The sequence below is a fragment of the Mesorhizobium sp. M0991 genome (genome assembly GCF_040318915.1).
GTDB lineage: Bacteria > Pseudomonadota > Alphaproteobacteria > Rhizobiales > Rhizobiaceae > Mesorhizobium.
This window is the reverse complement of the sequence record NZ_JAMYNE010000019.1, coordinates 25,883-51,611: the sequence shown is the minus strand read 5'-3', so window position 1 is coordinate 51,611 and position 25,729 is coordinate 25,883. Positions and strand designations below refer to the sequence as shown.

14 protein-coding genes are annotated in these 25,729 nt (G+C 60.3%); 10 read left to right on the top strand and 4 right to left on the bottom strand.

The genetic code is table 11. The annotated features are described in order from the left end of the window. The first annotated feature begins 84 nt into the window (after positions 1–84). From NKH70_RS24340 to NKH70_RS24330, 3 genes are all read left to right on the top strand, one after another. Positions 85–1,314, top strand: a complete 1,230-nt coding sequence (locus NKH70_RS24340) for an AAA family ATPase (RefSeq protein ID WP_352818549.1) — start codon at positions 85–87, stop codon at positions 1,312–1,314. A gap of 2 nt (positions 1,315–1,316) precedes the next feature. Beyond that, the gene (locus NKH70_RS24335) at positions 1,317–1,877 is read left to right on the top strand and encodes an RloB domain-containing protein (protein ID WP_352682119.1); all 561 of its coding nucleotides are present in this window, start codon (positions 1,317–1,319) and stop codon (positions 1,875–1,877) included. Between the two features lie 77 nt (positions 1,878–1,954). Beyond that, the gene (locus NKH70_RS24330) at positions 1,955–2,779 is read left to right on the top strand and encodes a toll/interleukin-1 receptor domain-containing protein (protein WP_352682121.1); all 825 of its coding nucleotides are present in this window, start codon (positions 1,955–1,957) and stop codon (positions 2,777–2,779) included. Here the strand turns inward: NKH70_RS24330 and NKH70_RS24325 are convergent. Further along, entirely contained in the window at positions 2,776–3,036 is a 261-nt protein-coding gene (locus NKH70_RS24325) for a hypothetical protein (protein WP_352682123.1), read from the bottom strand. The two genes, NKH70_RS24330 and NKH70_RS24325, sit on opposite strands and share 4 nt — an antisense overlap. 522 nt (positions 3,037–3,558) lie before the next feature. Here NKH70_RS24325 and NKH70_RS24320 point away from each other — a divergent pair. From NKH70_RS24320 to NKH70_RS24300, 5 genes are all read left to right on the top strand, one after another. Next, on the top strand, positions 3,559–8,112 hold the full coding sequence (locus NKH70_RS24320) for an ATP-binding protein (RefSeq protein WP_352833898.1): 4,554 nt from the start codon (positions 3,559–3,561) through the stop codon (positions 8,110–8,112). An 842-nt stretch (positions 8,113–8,954) separates the two neighbouring features. Then, positions 8,955–13,220, top strand: coding sequence for an NACHT domain-containing protein (locus tag NKH70_RS24315; protein ID WP_353026218.1), 4,266 nt, complete (start codon positions 8,955–8,957; stop codon positions 13,218–13,220). Positions 13,221–13,276: 56 nt separating this feature from the next. Continuing rightward, on the top strand, positions 13,277–13,600 hold the full coding sequence (locus NKH70_RS24310; protein ID WP_353026217.1) for a hypothetical protein: 324 nt from the start codon (positions 13,277–13,279) through the stop codon (positions 13,598–13,600). Positions 13,601–13,811: 211 nt separating this feature from the next. Further along, positions 13,812–18,656 (top strand): NACHT domain-containing protein, encoded by a 4,845-nt coding sequence (locus NKH70_RS24305; protein ID WP_352682129.1) that lies wholly within the window; start codon positions 13,812–13,814, stop codon positions 18,654–18,656. Between the two features lie 302 nt (positions 18,657–18,958). Next, complete coding sequence (locus tag NKH70_RS24300) at positions 18,959–19,822, top strand: hypothetical protein (protein WP_352682131.1); 864 nt, start codon at positions 18,959–18,961, stop codon at positions 19,820–19,822. A 6-nt stretch (positions 19,823–19,828) separates the two neighbouring features. Here NKH70_RS24300 and NKH70_RS24295 read toward each other — a convergent pair whose 3' ends face one another. Continuing rightward, on the bottom strand, positions 19,829–20,410 hold the full coding sequence (locus NKH70_RS24295) for a hypothetical protein (protein WP_352682133.1): 582 nt from the start codon (positions 20,408–20,410) through the stop codon (positions 19,829–19,831). Between the two features lie 46 nt (positions 20,411–20,456). Between NKH70_RS24295 and NKH70_RS24290 the strand changes: the two genes are divergently transcribed. Both NKH70_RS24290 and NKH70_RS24285 read left to right on the top strand, forming a co-directional pair. Continuing rightward, positions 20,457–20,780, top strand: a complete 324-nt coding sequence (locus tag NKH70_RS24290) for a hypothetical protein (RefSeq protein WP_352700229.1) — start codon at positions 20,457–20,459, stop codon at positions 20,778–20,780. A 287-nt stretch (positions 20,781–21,067) separates the two neighbouring features. Next, entirely contained in the window at positions 21,068–23,272 is a 2,205-nt protein-coding gene (locus NKH70_RS24285) for a hypothetical protein (RefSeq protein ID WP_352682137.1), read from the top strand. A 108-nt stretch (positions 23,273–23,380) separates the two neighbouring features. On the opposite strand, the gene NKH70_RS24280 is transcribed toward NKH70_RS24285, so the two are convergent. Beyond that, on the bottom strand, positions 23,381–23,962 hold the full coding sequence (locus tag NKH70_RS24280; protein ID WP_352682139.1) for a hypothetical protein: 582 nt from the start codon (positions 23,960–23,962) through the stop codon (positions 23,381–23,383). Between the two features lie 220 nt (positions 23,963–24,182). Then, the gene (locus tag NKH70_RS24275) at positions 24,183–25,346 is read right to left on the bottom strand and encodes a hypothetical protein (protein ID WP_352700228.1); all 1,164 of its coding nucleotides are present in this window, start codon (positions 25,344–25,346) and stop codon (positions 24,183–24,185) included. Positions 25,347–25,729: the final 383 nt, after the last annotated feature.

Genomic DNA, 25,729 nt, shown 5'->3' with positions numbered 1-25,729 from the left:
CTTCAGGTAGCATTTTGGCTGACTAAAACGTATAATCGACAAATTTCGGTTGAAAATACGAATACGGCACCCCATATTGCGCGAATGCTGTACCGCCTCGAAATCGAGAACTTCTATTCCATCCGCGATCCACAGGTCCTCGACCTGAGGATCGGCAAGAACGTGCCGGATCTGCCGGAAAGATTTGGTTCGATCTTCCCGCGCTCGGAAGAGCGTGTCGCCAAGGCGGTTGCGCTGTTCGGGCCCAATGGCTCGGGCAAGTCGACCGTGCTGCGTGCCTTGGCCTTCGTGAGCTGGTTCATCGGCGAGAGCTTCCAGCACAAGGGTCCCGGTCTTCCCTTCGAGCGCTTCAACGACGCGGAATCCGCCAATCGTCCGATCCGGCTCGCGATCGAGCTGGGCGGTCTGCTCGACCTGAGTGGCGCCGAACGCAGCGCGGAGGAGATCGCCGTCGCCGACGATGTCGGAACCTTCCGCTACGAATTGCACTTGCAACCCACAGATGGCGTGATCAAGACCGTCACCCACGAAGCTTTGCGCATGAAGAACAACGGCCAGGGCAAGTGGCAGCGCGTCTTCGAGCGGGATGCCGACCGTAAGGTCCAGGGATCGAGGATCTTTCCGCTCAGCGGCTTCTCGCAGGTGGTCGACAAGGTAAGGGAGGATGCCAGCGTCATCGCGACCTTGGCACTCTTCGAACACCAGGCCTCCAAGGTCATCCTCGAGGCCGCCGCCGCCGTCTATCGCAACATCCTGATCGACCGCACCGATCTTGGCGACCAGGCCGTGATCACCTACCTCGCGCAGAACCCGCCGGTCGTGGCGGCGCTCAACCGGGAGCTGCAGCGCATCGACCTCGGTGTCGAGGAGATGCAGATCGTGCAGGCAGCAACCGGACCGGTCGCACTGTTTCGGCATCAGGGTCTGCATGTGGATATGCCCTGGGGCCTCGAGAGCCACGGGACGCGTTCCTTCATCCGCATCTTCCCCCTGATCCTGCTCGCCCTGCAGCAGGGAGGGGTGGCGCTTGTCGACGAACTGGATCAGTCGATCCACCCGCTGATCCTGCCGGAGATCGTCCGCTGGTTTTATGACCCGGAACGCAACCCCTATGACGCGCAGCTATGGATGACGTGCCACTCGGCGTCCCTGCTCGACGATCTCGCCAAGGAAGAGGTGGTCTTTTGCGAGAAGGACAGCCGGGGCCGGTCACAGGTGTATAGCCTGATGGACGTTGGCGCCGTTCGCCGCACCGACAATCTCTACAAGAAGTATCTCGGCGGCGTGTACGGCGCAGTCCCCCAGGTTGGATGAGGATGCGCCGTCCGACCATAAGACCGAAAACGCCGATCTTTCTGGGCTGCGAGGGGGAATCCGAACAGGCCTATGGGCAGTTGCTCAACGATCTGCTGCAGGCCGCCGGCCGTCCGGTTCACCTCGAAGTCGTGAACCTCAGCCCGGGCGCGGGTGACCCCACCTCCCGCTTGCGCCGCGCCGCACAAGAGATCGAGCGGAGACGCCGGCGCCGCTCGGAATTCGCGCGTCGGGCAGTGCTCCTCGACATCGATCAGGTGCAGAACGATAACCAACGTCGGCAACAGGCCGAGCAGCTCGCCAACCAGCTGGACATCCGTCTCATCTGGCAGGACCCCTGCCACGAGGCGCTGCTGCTGCGTCACCTCAACGGCTTCGCCCAGCATCGGCCGCCGACCACGCAAGCATCGGGAGTCGCCCTGCGTGGTGCCTGGCCTCAGTACGACAAACCCATGACCAAGATCCTGCTGGCGCGCCGCATCGGCCTTACCGATGTGCGCCGGGCCGCTGCAGTCGAGCCCGTGCTCGCCGCCTTCCTCCACGATGTCGGGCTTCTGCCCTGACGCCTCACCTTGAAAGCACGCCGATGTACAACCTCTTCGTATCCGGATGGGAAGATCAGTAGAAAGGCGATCCCTGCGTGCTCGACGCCAGCCGCTGCGTTCGCCACCATGAATACACCGACGAGCAGATAGCCCAGCAGTTCGGCGCCCTGGACGAGGAAGCGCTGAAGGAACTGACTCGTCTGCCTTCCATCTTCGCTTACGAAGCCGGCTGCAAGCTCGACCCCAAATTCGGCATCATCCGCGAGGTCACCGTACGCCGCGGCCAAGTGCGGATCGAATACGAGATCATCCCTGTAGATCCGTTCCTGGTGGCGGCCGATTTCGATGCCCTCAGCTTCGAGCTCGATATCGGCAACTGGGAAATGAACCGCACGCATTGGGCGGTCAAGAATGTCAACCTGCCCAAGGAACTCCATGCCGCACGCGGCATCGTGCTGCCGTCATGGACCCAGCAGGCCGGGAGGGCCGTCGACATCACGCGGCACACTTTCGATGTCGGCCTCTCTTTCCCTGGTGAGGCGCGCGGACTGGTCGAGCAGGTCGCCCGCGAGCTTGAAGCACGCGTCGGCCCCAATGCCTATTTCTACGACAACAACTACGTGTCCCAGCTTGCGCGACCCTCGTTGGACACCCTCCTGCAGGACATCTACCGAAATCGGTCCAAGCTGATCGTTGTCTTCCTCGGCGAGGACTATCAGCGCAAGGATTGGTGTGACGTCGAATTCCGTGCCATCCGCGAAATCATCATGGGGCGCGAAGATCAGCGCGTCATGTTCGTGCGCGTGGACGATGGCGCCGTCGATGGAGTGTTCCGCACCGATGGCTATGTCGATGCGCGCCGTTTCGTACCGGCTCAGATTGCCCAATTCATCGCTGAGCGCGCCGCGCTCATTGCCTAGCCGTCAGCGAGCGCATTCGGCGGCAGTGCCACGCAGCGGCGGTCGACCATGACGTGGCGGCGCTTGGGCGCGCCGGGATCGGTCAGACGTGGCGTCACCGAGACAATGGCCACCTTCCAATCAGGCAGCCCCGGTTGCGGCGCTTCCATGACGCCCGACAATACAGTGAGGCCGCGGCGCTCGAGTTCGGCCACGCATTTCAGAATGTCGTTGTAGAGACCGCGCCGCCCACGCTCGGACGGCGTGGGGTCTTCCACAATGTCGGAGAGGATGAACGACGCCAGATCGAGCCACTCGCCGAGATTGTATCATCACATCAGGTCGGTAGATGAGATAGGCTTGGCACTTGGCAGCCTCGCGGATCCGTCCGTTCTTGAGCTGCCATTCGAGAATGGCGACACCGATTCAATCCGATCTTGTCTAACCCAAACGAAGGCGGAGACCATTTACGACTTACATCGACCCGCTCACGCCGCATCCTCGGGACGACGTTCGTGAACATCGGTCCGAAGGCTCGATATCAACCTTGAACGTCCCAGACTGTGGACCCTCCCGTCAGCCCATTTGCTATGCGGGAGTTTCACAGTTTGGTCCTGCGGTGCAGGAACGTCGGGCTTGGAAATGCGGACAAAAACGTCGGCGCGAAGTAGACTGATGCTTCCGCCCGCTTCAACTGCCAGGTCCCTTCTTCCGCCTCGCCTTTGCCGCACCGATGGCTAGGCTGCTTCTGAGAGCGAATCATCGCTCGATCATGGAATGGGCCTGAGGAAGCCAACACAATGAACGACGCGGCGTCTCAGATCGCGGCCTCGCTTGCCATCGACCTTGACGCGGGAACGCCGGGCCGGCGCGCGATCGCCGGCTTTCTCGTGCAGATCTTGCGGAGCGTTCACCTCGGCCTCGAGATGAGCATCGCGCTTTCGCCTGTGGACGGCAGCGCCCAGATGATTTTGCATCTCGAACCCTCCGACGGCGGGGACCACAGGCTTCTTCGCGGACCACGCGACATCGTCGAACAGGTGAAGATGCGCACCGGCCGGGGTAGATGGTCCAGCAGTGAGGTCGCCTCAAAGGTGTTTCCCGACTTGCTGCGTGCGGTTCATATCGCTGCCGACCAGACATTTCGCTTCGTCACCAACAACGGGGCCGGCCTTGCTACGCTTCAGGGCTACATCGCGTCGCGCGGGCGGGCTACTGGCAAACCACATCGATGGGGCTCTGAACGCCTGACGACGGCAGAGTTTGAGCGACGCCTCGCGAAATTTGCTGGCCTAGACCAGGTTACCGCCGAGTTGCGCCATCTGCTCGATCGGCTTGAAATCCACGTATTCAATCCAGCGGCGGCCCAAGACGAGATCGACAAGGTGCTTACCCCGCTCATCGAGCCCGGCGAACACGTGAGTGACAAGCGCCATCAGTTGATTGGCCAATTGATGATGCTCGCAACGAATGGGGCAAAGCTGTCGTCCGCAGACCTGCTCGCCCTGGTTAGTCCGCGAGCGCACCGCCTGCTTGCACATATCCAGTCCTTGCCGACGCTGCTCGGCAATCATCTGCAAGAGGACGCCCGCCTCATCGGCTACGCCGTTGAACTACAGGTGCGTCGAGCTCTGCCCGATGTCGTGGCCGATCTCGCCGTCCTCTCGGGCGAGTCCGGACAGGGTAAGACTTGGTCACTCGCACAACTCGCCTTCGAGCAGATCGATCGCGGCGAGCTCGCTATCCTCATGCGCGCGCCCGCGACAATCGAGGAGGTTCTCGACTTCATCGCGGAGCGGATCTGGCAACCGGCGCATCCGGATCTCGCGCCGATCGCGGTCATGGCCAAAAGCCTGCGCGAGGCGCTCCGTCGCGCCGACGGGACGTGGCTCACCCTCTATGTCGATGACGTGCAGGATCGGACCTTCGCGGAGCGGCTCGCGCGAGCCAGGTGGCACGAACATGGTGTGCGCATCGTCATCTCGGCCCAGCCGCGCATTACCGAGGCGATCCGCTCGGTTCGCCAAGATTTGCAGATCATTGAGATCGGCAATTTCCGGAGTGCCGAACTGCGCCGCTTCCTAACCGTACATGGGCATGCCACGGCGCTGGAGACCACGCCCGACGATGTTTTCGAACTGCTTCTGAAGCCGGTGCACGCTAGCATTATTGTTCAGTTACCCAAACGCGATGCTTGGGCGGGCGTATCAGAGTATCAGCTGTTCAACGCCTATTGGGACTACGCGAGCCTGGATGCCCGCGAGCAATTCGACCATCCCAGCGACCGACACTGCCTGAGGTCGCTGGCCGGCCAACTCCTGACAGGGCAAAGCCACTATCCTTGGCGTATCGGCGAGATGCGGGCCGCGGGGCTCGACGATCCCGCAATCCTGCGCCTTGAGCAGGTCGGGCTTTTACGGCGCGTGGTAGCCGACCGCATCGCTTTCGCCGCGGACCGAATGCTCAACTGGGCGGTCGCGGAATCTTTGGTCGAAGCAATACTGGAGGATGGATTGTCTCCGACGGAAGCCGAGGCCCGTTTTGCCTCGATCGACGTTCTGCGAACCAAGAGTGGCGAAGCGATCGGCACGCGTCTTGGCTATGTCTACTTCGACGCATTGTGGCTGCTCGCTGGCCAGAGCGAGCCCGAGTTCGTTGCCATGCTCATCCGTAAGCATATCGCGCGGATGCACCCGGAAGACCATGCCGAGGATCAGTGGACAAACGGCTTCGGCAGCCTGGGCCCGCGCATCCTTCCCGCCCTGGAATATCTCGCCGCCCACGAGCTCGGTGAAGAGGGTGATACGGAAATCCTGAGGAATCTTCCATTCGCCCTCGCCAGCATCGCAGTCGCGGATGCCCAGCCCGTCGAGGACCTGATCGAGCGCCAGATCACGTCGGGCGTCGAGCGCATCGTCGACATTGGAGTGCGGGCGGCCCGCATGGTGCCGGCTCCGAGAGCGCTTGACTCGATCTGGGGCGAGCACCTTGCGCGCACGGCCGCCTACGACGAGGCCGCAACCACATCGGATGTCGAGGTACGGTCGCTCGCGATTATCCGGCGGGAGTTGAGTTCCGATGCGCTGCGCATCGCCGTTGCCGCAGCCCCGGAGTGGCTCGACAAGAAGCTGGCCGCCGAAACGGACGTGACGGCGATCGACCAGCTGTTGTGGCGGCTCAAGGATGAGAAATCGGTTGACGGAGATACGGCGTCAGCGATTTGGAACAGGCATCGCGAGCGGTTGGTGGCCCTAATGACGTCCTCGAGCGCAGCGCTCGTAGAGGCAATAGGCCATTTCCGCGAAACGTCCTTGAGTACGGTACTTGACGCAGCCGGGACCGGTGCGCAGGAGTGGATGCCAGAGCGCATCTTGCGAAGCCGCGCACGGCTAGCGCCAAGCGATGCCATGCGGCAGCTGGCGGAGGGCAGCGACCTCTACGGCTGGAAAGCCTCCAATTGGTGGTTCGACTTACTGGCAGCGGCCGATCCAAAGGGCCTCGCTGACGCGATCCGCATGCGTGCGAGCAGGAGCGACGATCCACCGACCGAGCTCATCTTCTATTACCGCAACAGACCCGAGGCGATGAATGCCGAAACGCTCGACGAAGTTCTCGACGCTTTCACCGAAAGGCTCCGTGTCTTCAACGGGACCGGAAATCCCAACCGAGAGGAGGGGCGACTGCATCACCCCTTGGACTTCCTTCCTCGCCTCTGTGAACCTTGGCAATTCGACAGACTGAGAAGTCGTGCCGGCACGGCGCTCGAGGCCGAATTGCTGACGTTCGCTGCACGGCGTCGCGGCCGCATCGATATGACGCGCGATGTGACCGGCGGCCATTGCGAACGCATTCTGGCGATGATCGCTGGGCCGGGGTTCGATGACTTGGTGGTGGCCGAGCTCGCAAGACCCAATACCTTTGGTCGCCAGGATGGCTTTATCGCCGCCCGCTGGTCTGAGGCACACGCCGTCACGAGGTCGCTGTCGGCAGCCCTGGTGGACCCCGACGCCCAGTCCGTTGGCCAGGTCCTGTACATGGAAGCGCTCGCCGTACACGGTTGCGACGCGCACATCGAAAGCATGGTTCGAACCGGCTCCCCCATCTATTTGAATGCTGCGGAGATGCGCTCGTCGAACGGCCGGGACACCTCGGCGCTCCGCCTCCGCATCACGAACCTTCTCGCAGCTGGCGACGCACAATCTCTCGACACTGCCGCAGCTCTGACTGGCTTCCTACGAGCCGCGGAGGATGCGTCCCGCCTAGTCGCAACCTTCCTGGAACCAGGGACCTCCCGCCAAATCAGAATCAGGATACTGGCGTCGTTTCGGGCGCTGGGCTTCTACACGCCCAGAGTGCTTCCGCTGGCGCGCGAGATGATTGCCGGGCAGATCCACCAGGAGGCACACCTCGTCGCTACCTACCTCGGCGAACACGGAGACGAAGATGCCCGGCGCGCCGTTATTGACTGGCTCTCGGAGCAGGACATAGGGAGTTCATCATGGTCGGGCCAAGGTTACCTGCGCCCGCTCATCGACCACCCCGAGGGCAGGGCTGCGGTCGTCAGCTTCTTGCGGCGCTCGCGGACCAACGGGCACCTGATCGTTGACGGAGGGCTTATGCGACTGCTGGCCGAGGCGGGCGACAGCCGGGCTCGAGACGAGCTGCTGCGCGCGGCTTACCGCCACTCGGGGTTTGACCGCGGGAACGCGATCGCGGCCATTCGCTATTTGCGGAATGAGGATCCGGACGAAGCCTATTTCGCCGCGCAGCGCTTGCTCACTCGCCACGAGGTACCAGCTTCGGCCGACCTGATGCTTGAGATCGACCCAGATCGCGCCGGCTCGGAACTCCTACTCCGCTACCGAGACGCAAAGCCTTCCCTTCGATTGGAACTCGAGCGGCGTCTTCGGCTGCATCTGGGGGGCGATAGGCTGGCAGCGCTACTCGCCCCGCTGGCGAACTCGCAGCGCTCAAAGGACCGAGTCTTGGCGGCTCAGGTAGCCACCGTCATCCCTTCGGCTGTGATGGTACCTTGGCTTGATCAACTCGCAGCCGAAACTCTGCCGGCCGTAAGCGATGCCGCCCGCGTGGCGCTCCGTCAACGTCACCTTGAAACGGCCGCGTTATTGCATCGCGATCGGCTGCTCGATTCGCCGAAACCTATCCAATGGGCTCGCTTGGTAAAAATCATGGAAATCGTCGATCCTTATTATCTCTGGGCGCGCAACGATCCGGTCAGCCTCAAGGGCGTCTTTGAGACGCTCCCCTATGAGTTTGTCGTCGAGGCCCGCCAGCTCCGTACGCGACTTCTCAAGGACCGAGAGAACGCGGCCAGATCGGACAAGGATCGTTGACGCGCCGCGAGCACAGTTGTGTGCAGCTCGGCTAAGATGGGTTCGATGTCTGGACCCAGATGGAATAAATAGAGCGCACTTGGTCAGGTCTGGTTTGTGCTGGTTCAAGCCTTCGCTGCCCGTCACGGGTCATGTAAGATAAGGCTCGTGGCGACCTCAGAGTCCGCTATTTCCAATTCGGAACCAGAAAGAAGTCCACTTCCGGGCAGCAAGGCAGCCGGCTGCAAAGCGCCTCGGCCATTCTCACCTGTTTTCAGCGAAGTCAGAACCTGCCGACCGTTCAGGTGAACTAGAACAAAGTGTTGTGCCCACTTGATCGGGAGGACGACTCCCTGCAAATCATCTCAATGGTGGAACAGGAGTCCAGCTCCGAAATCGCGCGCGGTTCGAGCCCAGCATCGCGGGGGCCAGCCGGTGCCTATATCGAAGGTGAGCTCGGCGCGCTATATCTGCTTGCGCTGCTGACGGGCAATCGGGCACCGGGCTTGCCTGACGCCCGGGTCGTCAGCATTCGGTTCCAGGGCACGGAGCAGGGATTCAAGCTCGATGACCTGATAGTTTCGGGCGTGGGATCGGCGGGCGACTTCATCCTCGAAATCCAGTCGAAGCGGGATATTACCTTCTCGCCTGGCGATAGCGTCTATCAGGACGTCGCGTCGCAAATTGCGCTGAGCACGGTGGGTTCTGTCCCGGAGGACCGGCATCTTCTCGGCATCGCGACCCAACGGACCAGCCGCAAGATTTCGGGCGCCTATCAGGATGTGCTCAAATGGGCGCGAACTGCGGATAGCGCAACAGCGTTCTTCAACCGCATCGACGCCAAGGGCGTCGCGAGCAAGGACATGCGCGACTTCGTCGCGACGACGCGAAAGCATTTGATCGCCGGCGGTATCGCTGACAATGACCAGGCGATCTGGTTGCTTTTGCGGCGAATGCTCATCCTCGAGTTCGATTTCGAAGCGATGGCGCCGATTGCCCGGGCCCATGGTCTGGCGCTCGCGCGGGTGGCGCTGGCAGACGAGGATGTCGCCCGTGCCGAGGCGCTATGGAGCCGGCTGACCGACCTGTCGATCAAGACCGGAACCACTGGCGGTAAAATTGATCGAGATAGCCTCAGGGCCGATCTCGCCGAGGCAGGGTTCCGGCTTGCCGGCGACCGCGATTATGGGCTGGCACGCGCCAAGCTAGCCGAACTCGCGCGGAATACGCTTTCCCATATCGGGACGAGCGTGGCGGGTGTGACCTTGCCACGATTGGAAGCTGTCGCTGCGGTGGATGACGCGTCCGAAGCGCATCGGTTCATCGAAATCCGTGGCGATTCCGGTGTCGGTAAGTCCTGGGTGCTTCGGCACGTCGCCGAGCGCGTGGCGCGCCAAGCGCCGATCATCGTGCTTGACTGCGACTCGACGCCGGCAGGCGGCTGGCTACCGTTCTCTAACGCGCTCGGTATTCCGGGTTCGGCGGGCGAATTCCTGACCGATCTGGCCGCTAGCGGCGCCGCGATGCTGTTCGTCGACGGCATTGATATGTTCGACGATCGAGGCCGCCAACGCACCATCATCGAGCTCATGCGCGCGGCGAGCACGATTCCGGGTTTTACAGTAATCGCTACCACGCGCACTGCCGGCCATGTCGATATCGAACCTTGGCTCGACGAAGAGATCGTTGCCGCCCTGGGCGGCGTGCAGCCGGTACCCGTCGGCCCCTTGTCGGACGATGAAGTCGCGATTCTAGTTAATCAGGCGCCGGATCTTCGGCTGTTGCTTGCCCCCCAACATCCCGCCGCCGGTCTTGCTCGTAATCTCTATCGGCTATCCCGGTTGCTGAAGGTGCCGAGCGCGACCGAGGTTCGGACCGAAGCAGCAATGGCCGATTCGTGGTGGAAGAGAGCGGACGGCGCGTCGGCTGCGGAGGTGCGCGCCGCGCAGCGGCTGCTGGCAGCGCTCGCGGCGAGTGCCATAAAGGGAGAAGACGGGGTCGAGCTGACCGAGGATTCTTCTGCTCGGACGCATCTGCTTGAGGCACTGACGCTCAAGGAAGTGCGCCGCGACCGGCTAAACTTCTATCACGACGTGCTGCGCGACTGGGCGATCGGGAACTACATCGCAGAGAATCCGAGCCGTCTGGCCGCACTCGATCTGACTGTGCCGGTATCGCCGCGTGTGGCGCGCGGTATCGAGTTCGCCGCACGTCTCGCGCTCGAGACGGGGGCAGATTGCAGCGCCTGGACCGATCTGATCGCTCATCTGTCTCCGCGAGGGGCGCACGGATCATGGCGGCGCCAAGCCATCCTCGCCTTGCCGCGGTCGGAGGCCGGCTTCGAATTGCTCGAAAAGTGCAGCGCTGGTCTATTGGCAGACGACGCAGCTCGCCTTATCGAATTGTGCACGGCGATCGCGGCGGCCGAGACCGTGGCGACGGCAGACTTGATGACGATGCCGGACGGCTCCAAGGTCAATCTGCCGCGCTCGTATCGTACAAATAATACCGGGTCGGCAGTTCTGGTCCTGCGCTGGGTGGTGGCGCATGCTGCTGAGATTCCAATGTCGGCGATCGGCGCGGTGGTCGAGCTGGTCCAAATACAGGTCTATTTCCTCAAGCACCTTCGACCGTTCGCCGAGCAGACGGCCATCATGCTGTTTGGCTGGCTGCGTCAGCTTGATGTTCGCGACGCCGAGGTGACGATCCCCGGAGAGCGAAGCCTCGGCCGGGCGGCGAGCGACGCGTCGCGTAGCACGATAGAGCAGTTGCGCCTGATTGCGGTCTTGCTTGGCGAATTCGCGCCCGATCAACTGAAGACTTATTTAAGGGAGCTCGGCGCCGAGGGGGACAGCTACAAGGTCAAGGCGATCCGGCCGTTTTCCAAGGTGATCGCGCCGGTTGCGCCGGCCGAGCTTACGGACCTCATACTGTCGAGCCTCATTGACAAGCGGGAGCGGCGCGGCCGCCATGACCGCTCGATGGAGCGAGCCTTCACCTTCGCCGACAGCGACTATCTGCCGGCCTCGCCGGCGCAGCCGCCATTCCTCGATCTGTTGGAGTCCGGCGCTGCTGAAGGGTTGAGGCTGATTCGGACGCTGGTTGCGGAAGCGATAGCGTTCAACACCGACGGGTTTGCCCCGGAAGACGACGGCTACACCGTCGATCTCGGCCATGGCCCGCGCTTCTTTCCCTGGACTTCGAGCTACTTGTGGTCTCGCGACCAGAGCCACGAATATTCCGCGGCCTCCGGACTGAAGGCCCTCGAGGCGTGGAGCCAGCAGCGCCTCGACGACGGTGTACCCGTCGATGAAGTGCTCACCGACATCCTTGGACCCGAAGGCAGCTGTGCGGCCTATCTGCTGGTCGCAATCGACGTACTGCTGTCGCATTTCAGTGTCGGTCGTGACGTTCTCGCGCCGTTTATCGCAGCCCCTGTGCTGCTGTCTGCCGACCGCGCGCGGCAGACCCATGATCAAATCGGGTCGGGAATTGATTTCCCTATTGGGAAAGAGCCGGATGGAAAGGTCAAACTCGCCGACTTGAAAGCCCGCCCGTCACGGGGTGCGTCCTTGCTTGACATCGTCCCCAATTATATGGGCGACGACACCATTGCGAACCGTCTGCGTGAGCAACTGGGCGCCGCGATCGAGAACTTGGAGCCCTATGAGCCTTATTCGAACTGGGGCGATACGCGGTTCATCGCCCGCTGTGCCAACAACATGCTTCAACGGTCGAACTGGACAGACATCGGGGAGGGGAAGCTGGCCTATCAGCCGCCGGCGGATGAGGCCGCCCATCTTGCGGCGATGGAGAAAACGCGGGGCGAGTTCCTTCGATCTAGCGAAATCGAGGCGCGCGTCAGTCTGGCTATGGGCGGAGAAGGCGAACACGCCAACGCCTCAACGGCACGCGATGCGGTCGAGTATGCGGAGGGCGATCTTCCCGACGACAGTGATACCGATGCTCTCAAATCGCGCTCGACGAGGCTGGTCACGACTGCCCTGCTGGTAGCACGCGATGGGGATGACGATCTGCTCGTGACGCACGAGAAATGGGTTCGTCAGGTCATCTCGATCGCGTTGGAAGAGCAGTCCGATCGCGGGGGTGGTTCGCAGCTTGCGCTGCGCTTCAACCGCCCGGCGATCGCGACGCTTGCGCTGATCCATCTCTGGGGGCGCAAGGGGAGCAAAGCGGACCGAGATGCGCTGATCCGGCTCGCGACCCGCAAGGACCGCAGCGCCGCGCCGGCATTTTCCGCCGGCCTTGCGCGGATCCTCGAGATCGAGCCCAGGCTCTTCAAAGCGGCGATGCGCGTAGCCTTCGCAAGCACGACCTGGCGCTGGAAGAGCTATCAGGAGGAGGACGACGCCGAGCATGCGCGTTTCGAAGCAGAGCGGGCCGCGGCAATCGATGCAGCGGTCGCAGCCGAGGTCGCCTGGCTGGATGGCGGCGCCGAATCTGCGTGGCCGACATGGCCCAAGGAGCGTCCACATCTGCGTCGCGGCTCGCGTATTCGCGTTCCTAGACCAGTCCCACCGGCACAGTTCGACGAAGACGAGGCGATTGAGATCGTCCACGTCGACAGCGCGGCTGCGGCGCAGTGGCTGGCGATGATGCAGGCCGCGCCTAAGGGATCGATCGGCTGGCGGCAGGAGGTGGTCGCGGCCTATGCTGACTGGACCGCGCGGATGAACGGGTTGGGGCTGTCGGTTGATACCGAGATCGACCGCGATCCCCACGACTGGAACCTGCACTATTATGCGCTGTTCGCCGAGCGGCTACTCGACGGAACGCCTATGTCGTTCGATTCCGATCTGAAGCTCGTGACCGATTTGCCAGACGAGCCCTTCTGCGAGGTCGCGCAGACGGTCATGCATGCGGCCGACGCGCTCTATTTCAATGATCTCCAACGTACCGCTTCTCGGCCTGCCGATCTGCGCGCCAAGCTGGTGGAGCGGGTGATCGCGCTCAGGCGGTGGGAATATGCCGGCGATCCGGCCAGCTCGCGGATCGACATAGAAAGTGGCGGCATCATCGCGAAGATGCTCCTCAATACCCACGATCCATTTAACGGACGCATAGCTATCTCCCGCCATTTCTCTTCGACCGCATCGAGCCGCTGCTAGCCACAATGCGCCCCCTGCTGAGGGGCGGGCCGACGGTGTTCGTGGCGCTTTGCACTATGAAGCTGCTCCTCGTTGCGCCCCGGGCGCGACACCTCGACTTTGTCCTCGATGCAGTGGAGGCCTGGTTCGATCGCACCCGCGCGGCGGGCCTGTGGATCACCGCTGGCATCGGTGGTCGCGTCGTGCGCTGGTTCGATGCCGTGTTCGCCGAACAACCGAGCCTGCTGATCCAGGCGCATCCCGCGCGGGGCCGGATCGACCGCGCGCTGGGCAATCTGATCGGGGTTGGCGTCGCCGAGGCGCATGAGCTCGAGTTGCGGGTGGAAGCGGCTGCGGGCGACCCACAGGCATCGGTCGCGCGTCTGGATGGGAGAAGCTGAGTAGGTCCTCCTACGCGATCGGCGCGCAAGGCGAAATCGCGGGACATCAAGCATCGGCTCAAACAGCTCGGCCAGCGGAGGGTGAGTCGGATTGCAGATTAGCGTTCGCGCCGGCCAATGTGAAAATGGAAGCGAAATATCTTGCGCTGGGGTAGATATTGCTCCGCCCGCATAATTGCTGGCTATCTTTCGCTGTGCCAAGGCTGAGCTCGTGGATATTCTCGACTCACAGATCAATGCGCCGAGCAAGTGGCAAACCTTCGAGGACCTGTCTTGCGCCTTGTTCGCGGAAGTATGGAGGGATCCAACCGCGCAGAAGAACGGCCGGATCGGCCAACCGCAGCACGGCGTCGACGTATACGGCTCGCCCGAATGGAAGCCGGGTACATACTTCGGTGTTCAGTGCAAAGGCAAGGACCAAGGCTTTGGCGGAAAGCCAACTAAGGCCGAGTTCGATATCGAGCTCGGCAAAGCAGAGGCGTTCGCACCACCACTCGGGAAATGGTATTTTGCGACGACTGCCGAGGTCGATGCGGATCTCCAGGAGCACGCCCGCACTGTCTCCGCGGATCGGGTTGCCGTCGGCAAGTTCGAGGTAGATATTCTTGGCTGGGGCGCTCTCAAAGCCTTGCTGGCAAAGCATCCATCGGTCATCCGCCAATTTTACCCTGAGCTTGCGGCAGGCGCGGCTGATCTCGAGCGTGTGGCTGAGGCCGCCGAGGCCGCCTTGGGGTCAATCGAGGACCGCTTGCGCCGCGGCAGTGAAAGTCTCCAACTGCCCCGGTCGCATCTCGTTGCGCGCGCGTCGGTCTATCTTGCTGAGCATAATATCGTCCGCGTCACAGGTGAGGGCGGAGGTGGCAAATCGGCTATCCTGAAGCGCCTGGCACTTGAGCATTTGGGTCCGCTTTTTGTTCTGAAAGACAATAGGGTTCGGGCAGGCTCGCTCGCCGAATACCTGGTGCAACTCGGGATCGGCGAGACACCTACAAAGCTGTTCGAGCGCCTCGGACGCGGTGGCAATTTGCTGGTCCTGATCGACGGGGCCGACCGACTCCTGCTCTCGGAGCGGCGCGGGGTCGTGACCGACCTGCTGGCGCTCGCGGCACGTTATCTGGATGCCGGCAATTGGCGGATGATTACTTCCGCTCGCGCATATCAAGACCGGGACTTGGTGCTCGCCGCTCTCGATGACGCGGGGATCAGCAAGTCGGCGAGCCTTCCGGTCGATGCGATAGAAGAGGAGGATTGTGAAGCAGTTGCGGAAGCGTTCCCGGCCTTTGCATCTTTACTCAGACGGAATGATCTTGCCCAGCAGAACCGGCGGCTCTTTCTTCTTCGCGAGCTTTTAAAACTCGACGTACCGCCCGAGGGGCGCATTACCGAAATGGATTTAGCAGGAAAATGGGCTAATGCAGATCAGAATGATGCCCGCTTAACCGTTTGCCGGACCAAGGCTCTGTCGCAGATGGGGCGGTGGCTTGTCGAAAATCCGACGCGCGCGCCTGGGAGCTCCGTTTTCGATCCGGAAGGAGCGCTCTGCCTCATAAGCGAAGGCACGCTGCTTTCAGACCCTCGTGCCGACGCAATCACGCTTGCTTTTGACGTACACGAGGATTGGCTCATCGCCCGTGGTCTGCTGCCCGACTGCGACCGGCTTGGCGAACGTTTGCGCGACAGCGGTGAGCCGTTGTGGTGGCTTCGAGCGGTTAGGCTCCTCGGACAATTGTGTCTCGAGCAAGGCCACTATGTCCGTTGGCGCGAAGTGTATGCGGCGCTCGAAGCCGACACCTCAATAGATCCTGCCTGGGCTCGGGCCTGGCTCGTCGCGCCGCTCTATACCGAAGCCTCTAGCGCAATCCTTGACGATCTCGGTTCCGCCCTCGAAGCCGATGACTTCCGGCTGATCCGCCGTCTTCTTGACTCGCTCCTCGTATCCGAGACAAGGCTAGACGAAACGCTCCTACACTCTCCTCACCTTGCCCATTTTAGCGAAAGCCAACGCTACGCGATCGCAACCTATGGCAAGCAGCCGGTGTGGCGAAGCTGGGTTCCATTTCTACGTTGGTCGCTGCCGAAATGGTCCAATTGGCCGAAGAGTCTTGTTCCTCAGCTTGCCGAACCTGCGCGCGTTTTCTGCCGAGCAACGCTCAACTTCCCGAACGCCCATAGCCAGGCCATAGGACAGATCGTACGCCCTTGGCTGGATGAGATCGAGGAATGCCGTCACCTGCTCGGTTGGAGCGATAGACGCGAGCCTTTCGGGATCGATTTGCCGGACCGCGACGCTTGGAAGCTAATCGAAGAGAAACTTCGGCAGGCTCTGATATTCTGCGCTGAGTCGGACGCGCGCGGTGTCGAAGCCTATCTCGCGCGTCTGGCTAATGATCGGCGCCTCGGCAGCCCGCGACGCAAGTTGCTGAAATCCCCTGGTTTCCTGGCAGGTAAGTTTCCAGCCACGTGGGCCAAGCTTTGCGCCTGCCATTATCTGCCGCCGCGACGCCGCTCGCGTAACGATCAGTCGATCCTCGGGCGTGAGCTATTTAGTTTTTCCGACGCTCATAGCTCGGGGCTCCCTGACGGTCAGAGTTGCTACCCGCCTGGCCCATCACGCGCGGGTTTCCTTGAGTTGTTCGAGGCCGACGAAGTGTTGGCGCTGGATCTTTTCCATCGAATCGAACGGCGAGCCTCGGTCTTCTGGCGCTGGTACGCCCGCTGCCGCGACGGGGAACAACCGCTTGCGCTGACGCTCAAAATCGATGGGCATACCATCGCTCTCTGGGGTGACGAGACCGTTTACCGCTGGTCCCGAGCCGTACTCGGATCAAATATCCTGGGTTCGATGCATCTCGCGCTCGATGAATGGATGCATCGGCAAGCATCCAACGGACGGGATGTCGGCGACCTTATTAGGCTCGCTCTACAGCCCAACGGTCTGGTGGCGACGGCGGGTCTGTGTATTTCTCTCCTCAAGGCGCATGTAAACACGCCGGGTGCGATTGATCACGCTGCGCCATTTCTCGGGACGCCGCGGTTCTGGAACTACGACATTCGCAAGCATATCGACGACCAACAACCGGCGCATCGCATAAGCTACAGTTTCTCAGAGCGTGATCACCACTTCGATCAGGTCGAGGCGATCTTCGAGCGACATAAGGCGCAGTCGCCGATGTCGCACACGTTGATGCTTCCATTCCGCCTGAAGGCGGGCGAGACAGTCCAAGCCGAGTTCGACGCCTTGCGTGGCACGTGGAGTTTGGAGGATCTCGCCGAAGATAAGCGACAGCCGGCCGATTCATCATGGGTCGCGGCGAACGGGGAGCGGTTCGCACGCATCCTCTCCGACAGCGACCAGAATCAGGTCGAGATCAGCTACAATGAGGCCAAGCAGCGTATCGAAGCCCATATCAATCCTCCGGCCGAGCAGCTCAAGGTCATCGAGGCTGCAGAAGAAAACCGCCGCAGAATGGGACAGGTAAATCGGTTGGCGATGTGGGCAGTCCACTCGCGCGAGAAAGGTGGTATCGAGGAAGGCTTGACCCTCGAAGAGGCTATCGAACTAGCTGATCAAGTGATGGCCGAACCGCCCGAGGATGCCGATGATGGCGGATTCGGACTGGCCCGAAAGATGACCTCCTTCGCCATTGTTGGAGCAGCAGCAATTGTCGTCGCAAGGGCCGACATGGCGTTTCTCGATGCAAGGCTCGAATGGGCTCGCGAACGGCTTGAGGCGGGTTGTCAGAATCGGCGCTCGCCAGCGGAAGAACACTTTACTGTTGATGAGGCGCTACTCAGCTTCGACCCTCAGGATATAGGAGCATGGGGGCTCGCCGCGTATGCCTGCCGCCAGCGCAACGACGCCATCGAGCGGCGTGTCCTCGAACTTGCCGTCGATCGGCTGCATGGCCTTCAAAAGGCAGTGCTCGATGGACTTCTCTGGGACGCAAACCCGGACTTTGCTCGCCGGGTGACCTTTGCCACGCTGGATGTATGCGTGATCGACATCGGCCATTTCTGGTTTCAGGGCAGCGAAGAAAGGGCTGCGAGACGCATGGCGAGGAGGCGATTGAAGATTATCAAACGCGCTGCAACGCCATGTCCGGCAAACCGAGTTCCAGACCTTCCGCCGGCACCCTATCGGTCTCAGTGGGTACGCGGTCGCAAATGGTATCATCCGCCGCGCCGCGTTCGGCTGATCTCGCCTGTCGTGCTCGACTGGGGACGCGTGGCGGAAATTCTAGCCCGCCTCGACTGGCGTCGCCTTACGAGCGAGGCAACGGGGCGCGACGCTTTCGCGACCTATTTGAAGGGCCTCGTCGAATGGACACGGGACTATTCGGAAGACGAGGAGCCGCGGCAGCACGACCGCCGCTATCCCTTCGAATGGGCCCACAAGATGGCGAGCGAGGTCGGGCGCTTTGCGGCCTTCCACGGCGATGGGGCGATCTGGAAAAGTCTGACCCGGTTTGAAGAACGAGATCACGGCCGGGAACTCGTCGGCAACTATATGGAGGCGATCGCCCACGAACTAATGGTCAGCGAGCGGAGGCCCGACGCACGCTTCTGGTTCGCGTGGAAGCCCGCGGCGGAATGGGTCATGGCGACGGCCGTCCCATCTCGGCAAACCAATTATGATTCACTCGACAATTGCGTGGAGGCTGCAGGGTTCGTGGGCCCTTGGTCGACTCCAATTCCGCCCGGTTGGCTACATCTCGCAGATCTTCTGGAATGGATCGACACCTGGCAGCAATCGACACTTCATCTCCGCCGAGCGGCGTGGTTATCATTGCGTGTGGTCGAACGCATGTCGTTGGACGAGCGAGCTTCCATCTATACGCGATGGCTCGCCCGCCTTGTCGAGGCGCATGGCCGCGATCCGAAATTCTGGCAATATGATGATCTTGGCGACCGCGCCGCCGCGCTCGCGAAGCCGTTGGCCGATCACGCGGGCTGCGACAGGCCCGAGATCCGGCGCATATTGGCCATTATGGCCGACGCTGGTTCGAACGCTGCGCTTGCGATTGTCCCATTGTTTGCGCAGCGGAAGGGCCGTTAGCCAGGTCGCTCGACATCTCCGCGCTTCCCTAGCCCGGTAGATGTCGCCTGCTAACCTATCCGAAACCGAGCCATGCTAAACTTAGGCCTGACAAGGATGCTCTAACGGGTATAGTTCAGTCCGGACTGACCGTCGTTCGGCATCGGCCTGAGCAAGGTTGGACGCGGGGCTTTCGAGCAAGCGGAACAGCAGCTAATCGCGCAAAGCGCGCGGCTCTCGATTCCTGAAATCGATGCTCTCGCCGACGGGTTTGCACATGGCACCATCCAGCTGAACGACCTCCTGCATGGGCTGCTGAAATAATGGGACAGGCCAAACAAAAGAAGAGCCGCTACCAGCAACTGCTGGAGGACAACCCGCTGTGCTGCCTTTGTGGAGGCGTGACCAAGTCGTCCACGGTCGACCACATCCCGCCTCAGGCGTGCTTCCCGCGTGGGTTCTTCCCGGAGGGTTTTGAGTTCCCCGCGTGTGAGGCCTGCAACGGCTCGACCAAGAGGGAGGACCAGATATTCGGCTACTACATGCAGATGGGAAACCCCGACCTGTTCACCAACGACTTGTGGTCGATGTGGCGGCTGCAGGATGGCATCAAGAACAACTATCCGGCCGCGCTCCTGAACACCAAGCTCAGCAATCAGGCCAAGGCGGCGGCACTGGCTGAAATGGGGATTCATGTGCCAGCGGACGCCGATTTGTCGAACATGCCGTTGGCTGGTGTGCCTGCAGAGTTTCCTGCGGCGGCCACGAGGATCGGGCGGAAGATGGCGTGTGCGATCTACTACAAGGAAACGGGCGGCAAGTTCCTTACGAAGAAGCACTACATCTGGACCGCAACGGTTCACAGCAGCCATCCGCGCGCGTCGCAGCTAACCGACTACGTGAATAGGATGTTGCCTGAAAAAGAGGTTGGTGGCCGGGGCAACATCAAGGATTACGGCAGGCGGTTCGGTTACCGTTACGGGTACAAGGAGAAGGGGGACTTCATGATCTCCACCTCGCAGTTTGGAGTCGGGTTCATCACGATCTGTACCAGTGGCATCCTTGATAAGGGCAAAGAGCGGATACCACCCGAGGAGCTTCAGACCATTTTCCCGACGCCCAAAGAGCGGGCAGCTGTCGCTGATGCAAAGGAAGCGGAGAAGCCCGCAGCTGCCCCAAAGGCTTGATTGAGCCTAGTCCTCTACGCTGACGCTCACTTTGCCCGGTCCGTCATCGATATGTCGGCGTATGACCTGCCCGATGTCCGACCTGCCCTGCATCTCAAATGACAACGCGAGCTGTAGCAACTGGTAAGCGTTGCCGTTATCTTTCATGAACTGCACGAAAGCCTCGACCACAATTTGGTCGAACGAGCTGCCAGACGGGGCGTGCGCAATCACTCTTCTGGTGAAGTCTTCGATTTGGACCTGTGGAACGGCAGCAGTTAGCCGCCGCACCGTCTCCGGGCCGGTAAGCAACTGTTGCCGCGCCTTCTCCCGCCTCTTCGCTTCCAGCGCCTCCGCGGGCGTCACCCTGAAGGCAATTTTCTGGGTGCCCGTCTTGGCATCCGCCTCATAGCTGAAATCGAACTCGATACCGTTCTTGATAGCCGTGTCGGCGAGACGGAGGCCTGCCTTCGCAACCTTCGACATATGCGGCAGCTCAATCAGCGGACTTTGAGGCACCGCATGCGTGCCTTTGAAGAATCCCTTCAGTCCTGATGGCGATCCGGAGGTCCGGAGATGGCGCAGTGCCCGTTCCGGCGGCCAGCTCAAACGGCAAGATCTGACCCTAAGCGGCCTCTTGCTCTTCGATAGGTGAGTGGCAGCTTTGCGCCTGATCGCAGCCGTTCACGTTGGTTCGCCCAAAGCCAGAAAGCGGACATTCTCGCGATCCACCTTGGGCACGATTGCACTAAGTCACGGCCACATCGCATCTGAATGCCAAACGGGCGGCGCCAGGATGCTCGTACTGGAGAAGGCTACGCAGCTTGTCGATCGTGACCGGCAGATCACGCACGGACTTGCCGGTCACGTGGTGGATGGCGTTGGCTACGGCGGCGGCAGTACCGACTATGCCAAGTTCGCCGGCCCCCTCACGCCAAGCGGATTTTATATCGAAATCCTACTCCTCGAAGAAAAATGACCTCTGCGTCATGGATATCGGCGTTCACCGGCACGCGGTACTCGGTACGGTCATGGCTCATTGGCCGGCCCAACAGGTGGTCCACAAAGGTCTCCTCATGGAGGGCATGGAGATAGACATCACGACGAAGCCGAGGATCTGGCTGCAGGCAGTCCTCAGATTGATGATGCGTCCGGCTTCGCATACGATGACGATGCGGGGAGGACTTGCGGTTCTCTGGCGATGTAATACCATTCTCTTGAATGTGCATCACTGACTTGCGCTGAAATTCTCTTTAGAGACATACGATGACGCTTTTCACACGATATCTATTTCAGCGCATTCCGCTTTTTGTCATATCTGTATTTTATGTTCTTTTCAATTTTCTAGCGCCACCGCAGGTTTTACATATCTTCAGCATATACCTGCGCGACGAGCGCTATGCCTCGATATTCTTCTTTGCTTTGCCAGTATATGTAACCGTGGCCTTCGCCATCTCATTCGTCGACGATCTCGGTCGAAGCTCACGATTCGCCGATCTGCTCGTCGGGAGTGTATCCTTTTACGCAATTGCCCGCTTAATCGAAAAGACTGACGCCGCCTCGCCGTGGCTGTTTTGGGTGATTGTCGTTCCCGGCATCTTTGTATGTATTGGAGCCATGATGCTCTTAGGCCGGCTAAGATTGGCGGGGTATGGCGCAAAGCGCGTTGCAGAACTGAGCCGGAGGTGGTCGCTTGTAACCGTTCTGGTCATGTGGGCGCTTTTGTGCCTCGTAGTGAGGCTCGACCCGATCTCGACACCTCAGGCTCTAGGTATTGCAGTCGTGACTATTGGACTTGGACTGCTTGGCGCCACACTAACGATCCTATGGTCATGGCCTTTGGCCACAGCGGCATACCTCGGAGCTTGCCTTTTAGCGTCGATTGTGTTCGGGAGCAGCAACGATATTCCGCTCACGCCTGGCAAAGAGCCCGGGGCTGACGCCAGCTCCGACTGGTTTGCGGCCACTGCTGTCGTGCCGTGGTTGGCAATGCGCGGCGATCTGGACGCCTACAAAGAGGCAAAGCGACCTTATCCGGTCATTATCAGCTCCGCCGAGGGTGGCGGCATCTATGCCGCAGCTCATTCCTATCTCGCGCTCAGCAAGCTGCAGACCGTTTGTCCAAGCTTCCAGCAGCACCTGTTCGCGTCGGTTGGCATATCGGGCGGGGGCATCGGCAACCTGTTGTTCGCATCAGCGGAGGCGCCTAATTCTGAGCTGCGTAAATGCGGCTCTTCCAACACGGCTGTGAATACCGATGTGCTGTCTTATGATTTCCTGTCCCCCGTTTTGGCCAACCTCCTCATTGTGCAGGTGGCTGACTTCTTCGTGCCGTTCATCGATATTTCGCCGGACGGGGGCGATGTCCTGGCAAACACCATTGCTGCAAGTCTCCCGGACAATCCGCGTATCTCCGAACCGTTAGCAGCGTCATGGCGGCCAGATCAGGCTCGTCCCGCCCAGGTGTTCGTTGCAACGGACGCCAATTCGGGATTTCGCTTTGTGATTGGATCCGTGCCTGACCTGGGTGGCCAAACAGCTGCTTTCTTCCCCATGACGGGCGGCGAGGACATCCAAGGGAACCGGGCAGCCGTAACCAGCGCTCGCTTCCCGTGGCTCACGTCGACGGCGCGGCTGCGAGTCGACAAAGACGATTATCGAATTCTCGGAGACGGCGGCTACTTCGAGAACGCAGGGGCCGATACGGCGATGGAAGTGGTCGAGCAGATAAAGGCGCTTTCCCTCGACTCCGAGCACTGCGCCAAGAGCGAAGACGCCACCTACGAGGTGAGTGGAACAAACCTCTGCAAATGTCCTTTACACGTCATCCCGACATTCACCCAAACAGTTGAGTGGAAGGGCTGCGAGTTCAATGTTTTTCTCGTTTACATGCCGATCAAGAGTTTGAACTCCAAAGTGCCTCTGAACGACCTTGAGTCCCTAAAGGACGCAGATCCACGGCAGTCCTATCTTCTGGACCCGCTGTTAACGATGATCAGCACTCGGACCACCAGAGGCGAATTGGCCGTGAGTCGGGCCAGGCGGTTGCTCGGCGGACTGGCTGACCCGGACAACGTTCAAGGAATACACGTCGATGGCGGGTATTTTCCCCACGAGCTGCCCATCGGCGACTTGGGCTTGCCGCTGGGCTGGCGGCTGTCCGACGCCAAAGTCGCCGAGATGGCGGGACTCACGGCATCAACAGACTCGTGTCCATTTCTCTACGGAAAGCCGAGATACTGGCGCACCCTTGAAGAAGAAGCAAAAGCTGTCATGGAGCAATTTCGCCTCACCGGCAAATGGCCGGAGGGAAAGGTGAGTGTAGCCGCCGACGAAACGCCAGCCGCGGAGCCCGATTTGCTAAGTAACGTCAAGACCATGAACGGCTGCAACATGTCAATGCTGGCATGGCTGTTCAATCCGACGTTGGATCCGACCGCCTACGGCATCCCAGGATTCGAAGGGCTCTGACGCTATTCGCCCACCGGTGGCCGCTCTGATCAAAACAATCAACTCGCTCGAACCGTGACGGGCAGGTTAGCGCCGCATGCCGGACATTCCGAATCGACGTTCGATTTCCTAAAAAGCGGACGTTGCCATGAAATCTCTGGCCTCGATCACCGAATGTCCCCTTGCGACGAGAGCCTGGAATTCGTCCCACATACGGATATGATGGCCTGGGTCCCTGCGAAGTGCTTTCGGTACCTCATTCCCATGACGGAATGCTGTCCGGGTGGCGCCGCCATCTGCATTGCGCCACTCAAGATGAGGGTCAGGAATGAACTCAAACCTGTTCGGCGCAGGCACTAACTGCGGCGTCAGACAGATCCATTCATTTTCAATAATGGCGACCGAGTGGAGGATCAGGTCTTCACCATGGGGCAACCATCCAGTGACCTGTCTGCTTTTGCCATCCGGGTCATTGGCAGCTTGCTCACCGCAATTTCGGTGACAGTCATAACGCACGAAGCCAGTCGCCAAAAGCTCTTCCACGGGCGGCCGAGAAACAACTACGCGCGGCAGCGCGCTCACCTCCTCATAGGTGGCCGCCTCTATTTCCGATGGCGGGAAGGCCATAGACTCCACGTTTCGTCGGATCAGATCCGCAAGTTCGATGCTCGCGGCAGTTCCCGCTGCCACAGTAGTTGCCTCCTGTTTCATAATGGGGACCCAATTCGGTTTCGGGCGACAGACTTGATCGTTCGACGCCCTACTTGCTGCTACTTCAAGAATGGTACCAGATGTTGATGACCGGAGTTCAAAGCAATCGTCACACAGTCGCAAAAAGGCACCTCAGGTTGCTGTCAGTCCGCTCTTGAGCGCAGAACTCAGGATGCGGACTTAGGAATCGATCTTGAAGCCTCTCCAATCCGGCTAACCATCATGAAAGAAAGCCATAACTGCCGAGCAGAAGCCGAATGTATTCGGGGGTTATTTGATAAACCTGCCTTGAAACGAGCGCGCCGTCAGGATGCGCTTGGATGTGCTCACCGCTTTCGACGTCGTAATAGTTGAGAGCGATTTCTGCGGGCCATGGGAATTCTGGCTCAAACGGTACCTCTGCAAACGGATTGAAATAGACCTGAAACCCATCGAGATGGGTTTCACGATGAAACGATGAGTGCTGAATAAGCACATCTGCACCGCCGATCTGATGCTCGCTTCCTCGTCGTTGCGTGAGGAGGTAGTTCAGCGCGGCGAGCTGAAACCGGTGCGTCCCGACTTGCCAGAGCTCCGAACCGGGCGCAATCCTGTCCTTGTCGATCACCCTGTAACGGGTCGACCGGACGAGCCTATCAATCTTACCTTCAACGACCGCTTTTCCAAAGGTCCCGACCGTAGAAAAGAAAACGGCGCTGATCTCTTTGAACGAATCGTTCGTGAAAATTCCCATCTCAACTCGCGCACCCGAAGGCTTCAGGAGAGAGGTTATCTTGTCTTGCTTTCCTAGGTCTGGCCCTTCGAGCAAAGGCGGCGCCAAGCCAAAAAGGACCATGTTGATGAGTTCGTTGTTTTGGGTGAGTGAGAGGTCGCTATCGAAGGGGGCGATTGCAATGACAAATGGCCGGCTGCACACGTGGCTCATCGAGGAATACGGGTGCTTCTTTCCATTGCTTCCGCGGTAAAGATCCAGCTTGTCCCTGATCTTCCCAGCAAGCTTCAGTGCACCACGGGTTTTGAAATCTTGCTCGTTGAAGGTCTTCTTCTGCTTCGCGGTCGGAGGCTGGTCAGAGACGACAGCCTCTATGTTGAACTCGTAGTTTCCGGGTCCTCGGACGAAGAAATCCGGCGCTGACTTTGAAAAGTCGACACTGCACCCCAAATCGGTCAGCGCTCTGTTCAAATAGAGTTCCCACATCGAGGAATTGAATGTCGTTTGAAATTCGTTGATGAATTTCTGGCTCTCTCCCCTTCGATCCAGCAGGCCTGTCGCCCAGTTTTGAATGATAGGCTGGACCTTCGCGTAGTGAGGGTCGGCCGAGATGCGACGAAAGTAATTGTGGAGCTTTTCTTCCCGGAATCGCGGAGTAAACAAGTCCAACATTCTGTCCCGTTCGTGTGTTTCAGTCGCGCATCGCGCTGGTCATGCGGCACTATGGGAGCCGTGCTTTGACGATGCTAGTTCTGCAGCTGGAAAGGCAAAAATCCCCCTCTTGGAATCGCTTAGAGCCTATAGAAGGAAAGGTACACCAAACTGCAATGGTAGCCCGAAGGACTGCCATTGGATTGGCATGGGGGAGGGCAGCTTACATCTTTGTTCGAAGTAGCTCCCCATGTCCGCTAAGGGGTCGGCTGCAGAACGGCAGCTTCTCGCAACTACCGAAACCGGACGGTCTGGAAACGGCCCCCTTCCGGTCATTCACAAGCCGGCGATAGCCGAAGTGAGTCAGTGCTGTTGACGTCGAGAACACATAGGCCGGCCACTAC

Excerpts from the sequence above, each read along its gene's own strand:
- NKH70_RS24310 (WP_353026217.1), top strand. The coding sequence starts at position 13,277 with ATGAAGCTGCTCCTCGTTGCGCCCCGGGCGCGACACCTCGACTTTGTC.
- NKH70_RS24320 (WP_352833898.1), top strand. The coding sequence starts at position 3,559 with ATGAACGACGCGGCGTCTCAGATCGCGGCCTCGCTTGCCATCGACCTT.
- NKH70_RS24335 (WP_352682119.1), top strand. The coding sequence starts at position 1,317 with ATGCGCCGTCCGACCATAAGACCGAAAACGCCGATCTTTCTGGGCTGC.
- NKH70_RS24340 (WP_352818549.1), top strand. The coding sequence starts at position 85 with ATGCTGTACCGCCTCGAAATCGAGAACTTCTATTCCATCCGCGATCCA.
- NKH70_RS24285 (WP_352682137.1), top strand. The coding sequence starts at position 21,068 with ATGACGCTTTTCACACGATATCTATTTCAGCGCATTCCGCTTTTTGTC.
- NKH70_RS24275 (WP_352700228.1), bottom strand. The coding sequence starts at position 25,346 with ATGTTGGACTTGTTTACTCCGCGATTCCGGGAAGAAAAGCTCCACAAT.
- NKH70_RS24300 (WP_352682131.1), top strand. The coding sequence starts at position 18,959 with ATGGGACAGGCCAAACAAAAGAAGAGCCGCTACCAGCAACTGCTGGAG.
- NKH70_RS24280 (WP_352682139.1), bottom strand. The coding sequence starts at position 23,962 with ATGAAACAGGAGGCAACTACTGTGGCAGCGGGAACTGCCGCGAGCATC.
- NKH70_RS24315 (WP_353026218.1), top strand. The coding sequence starts at position 8,955 with ATGCGCGACTTCGTCGCGACGACGCGAAAGCATTTGATCGCCGGCGGT.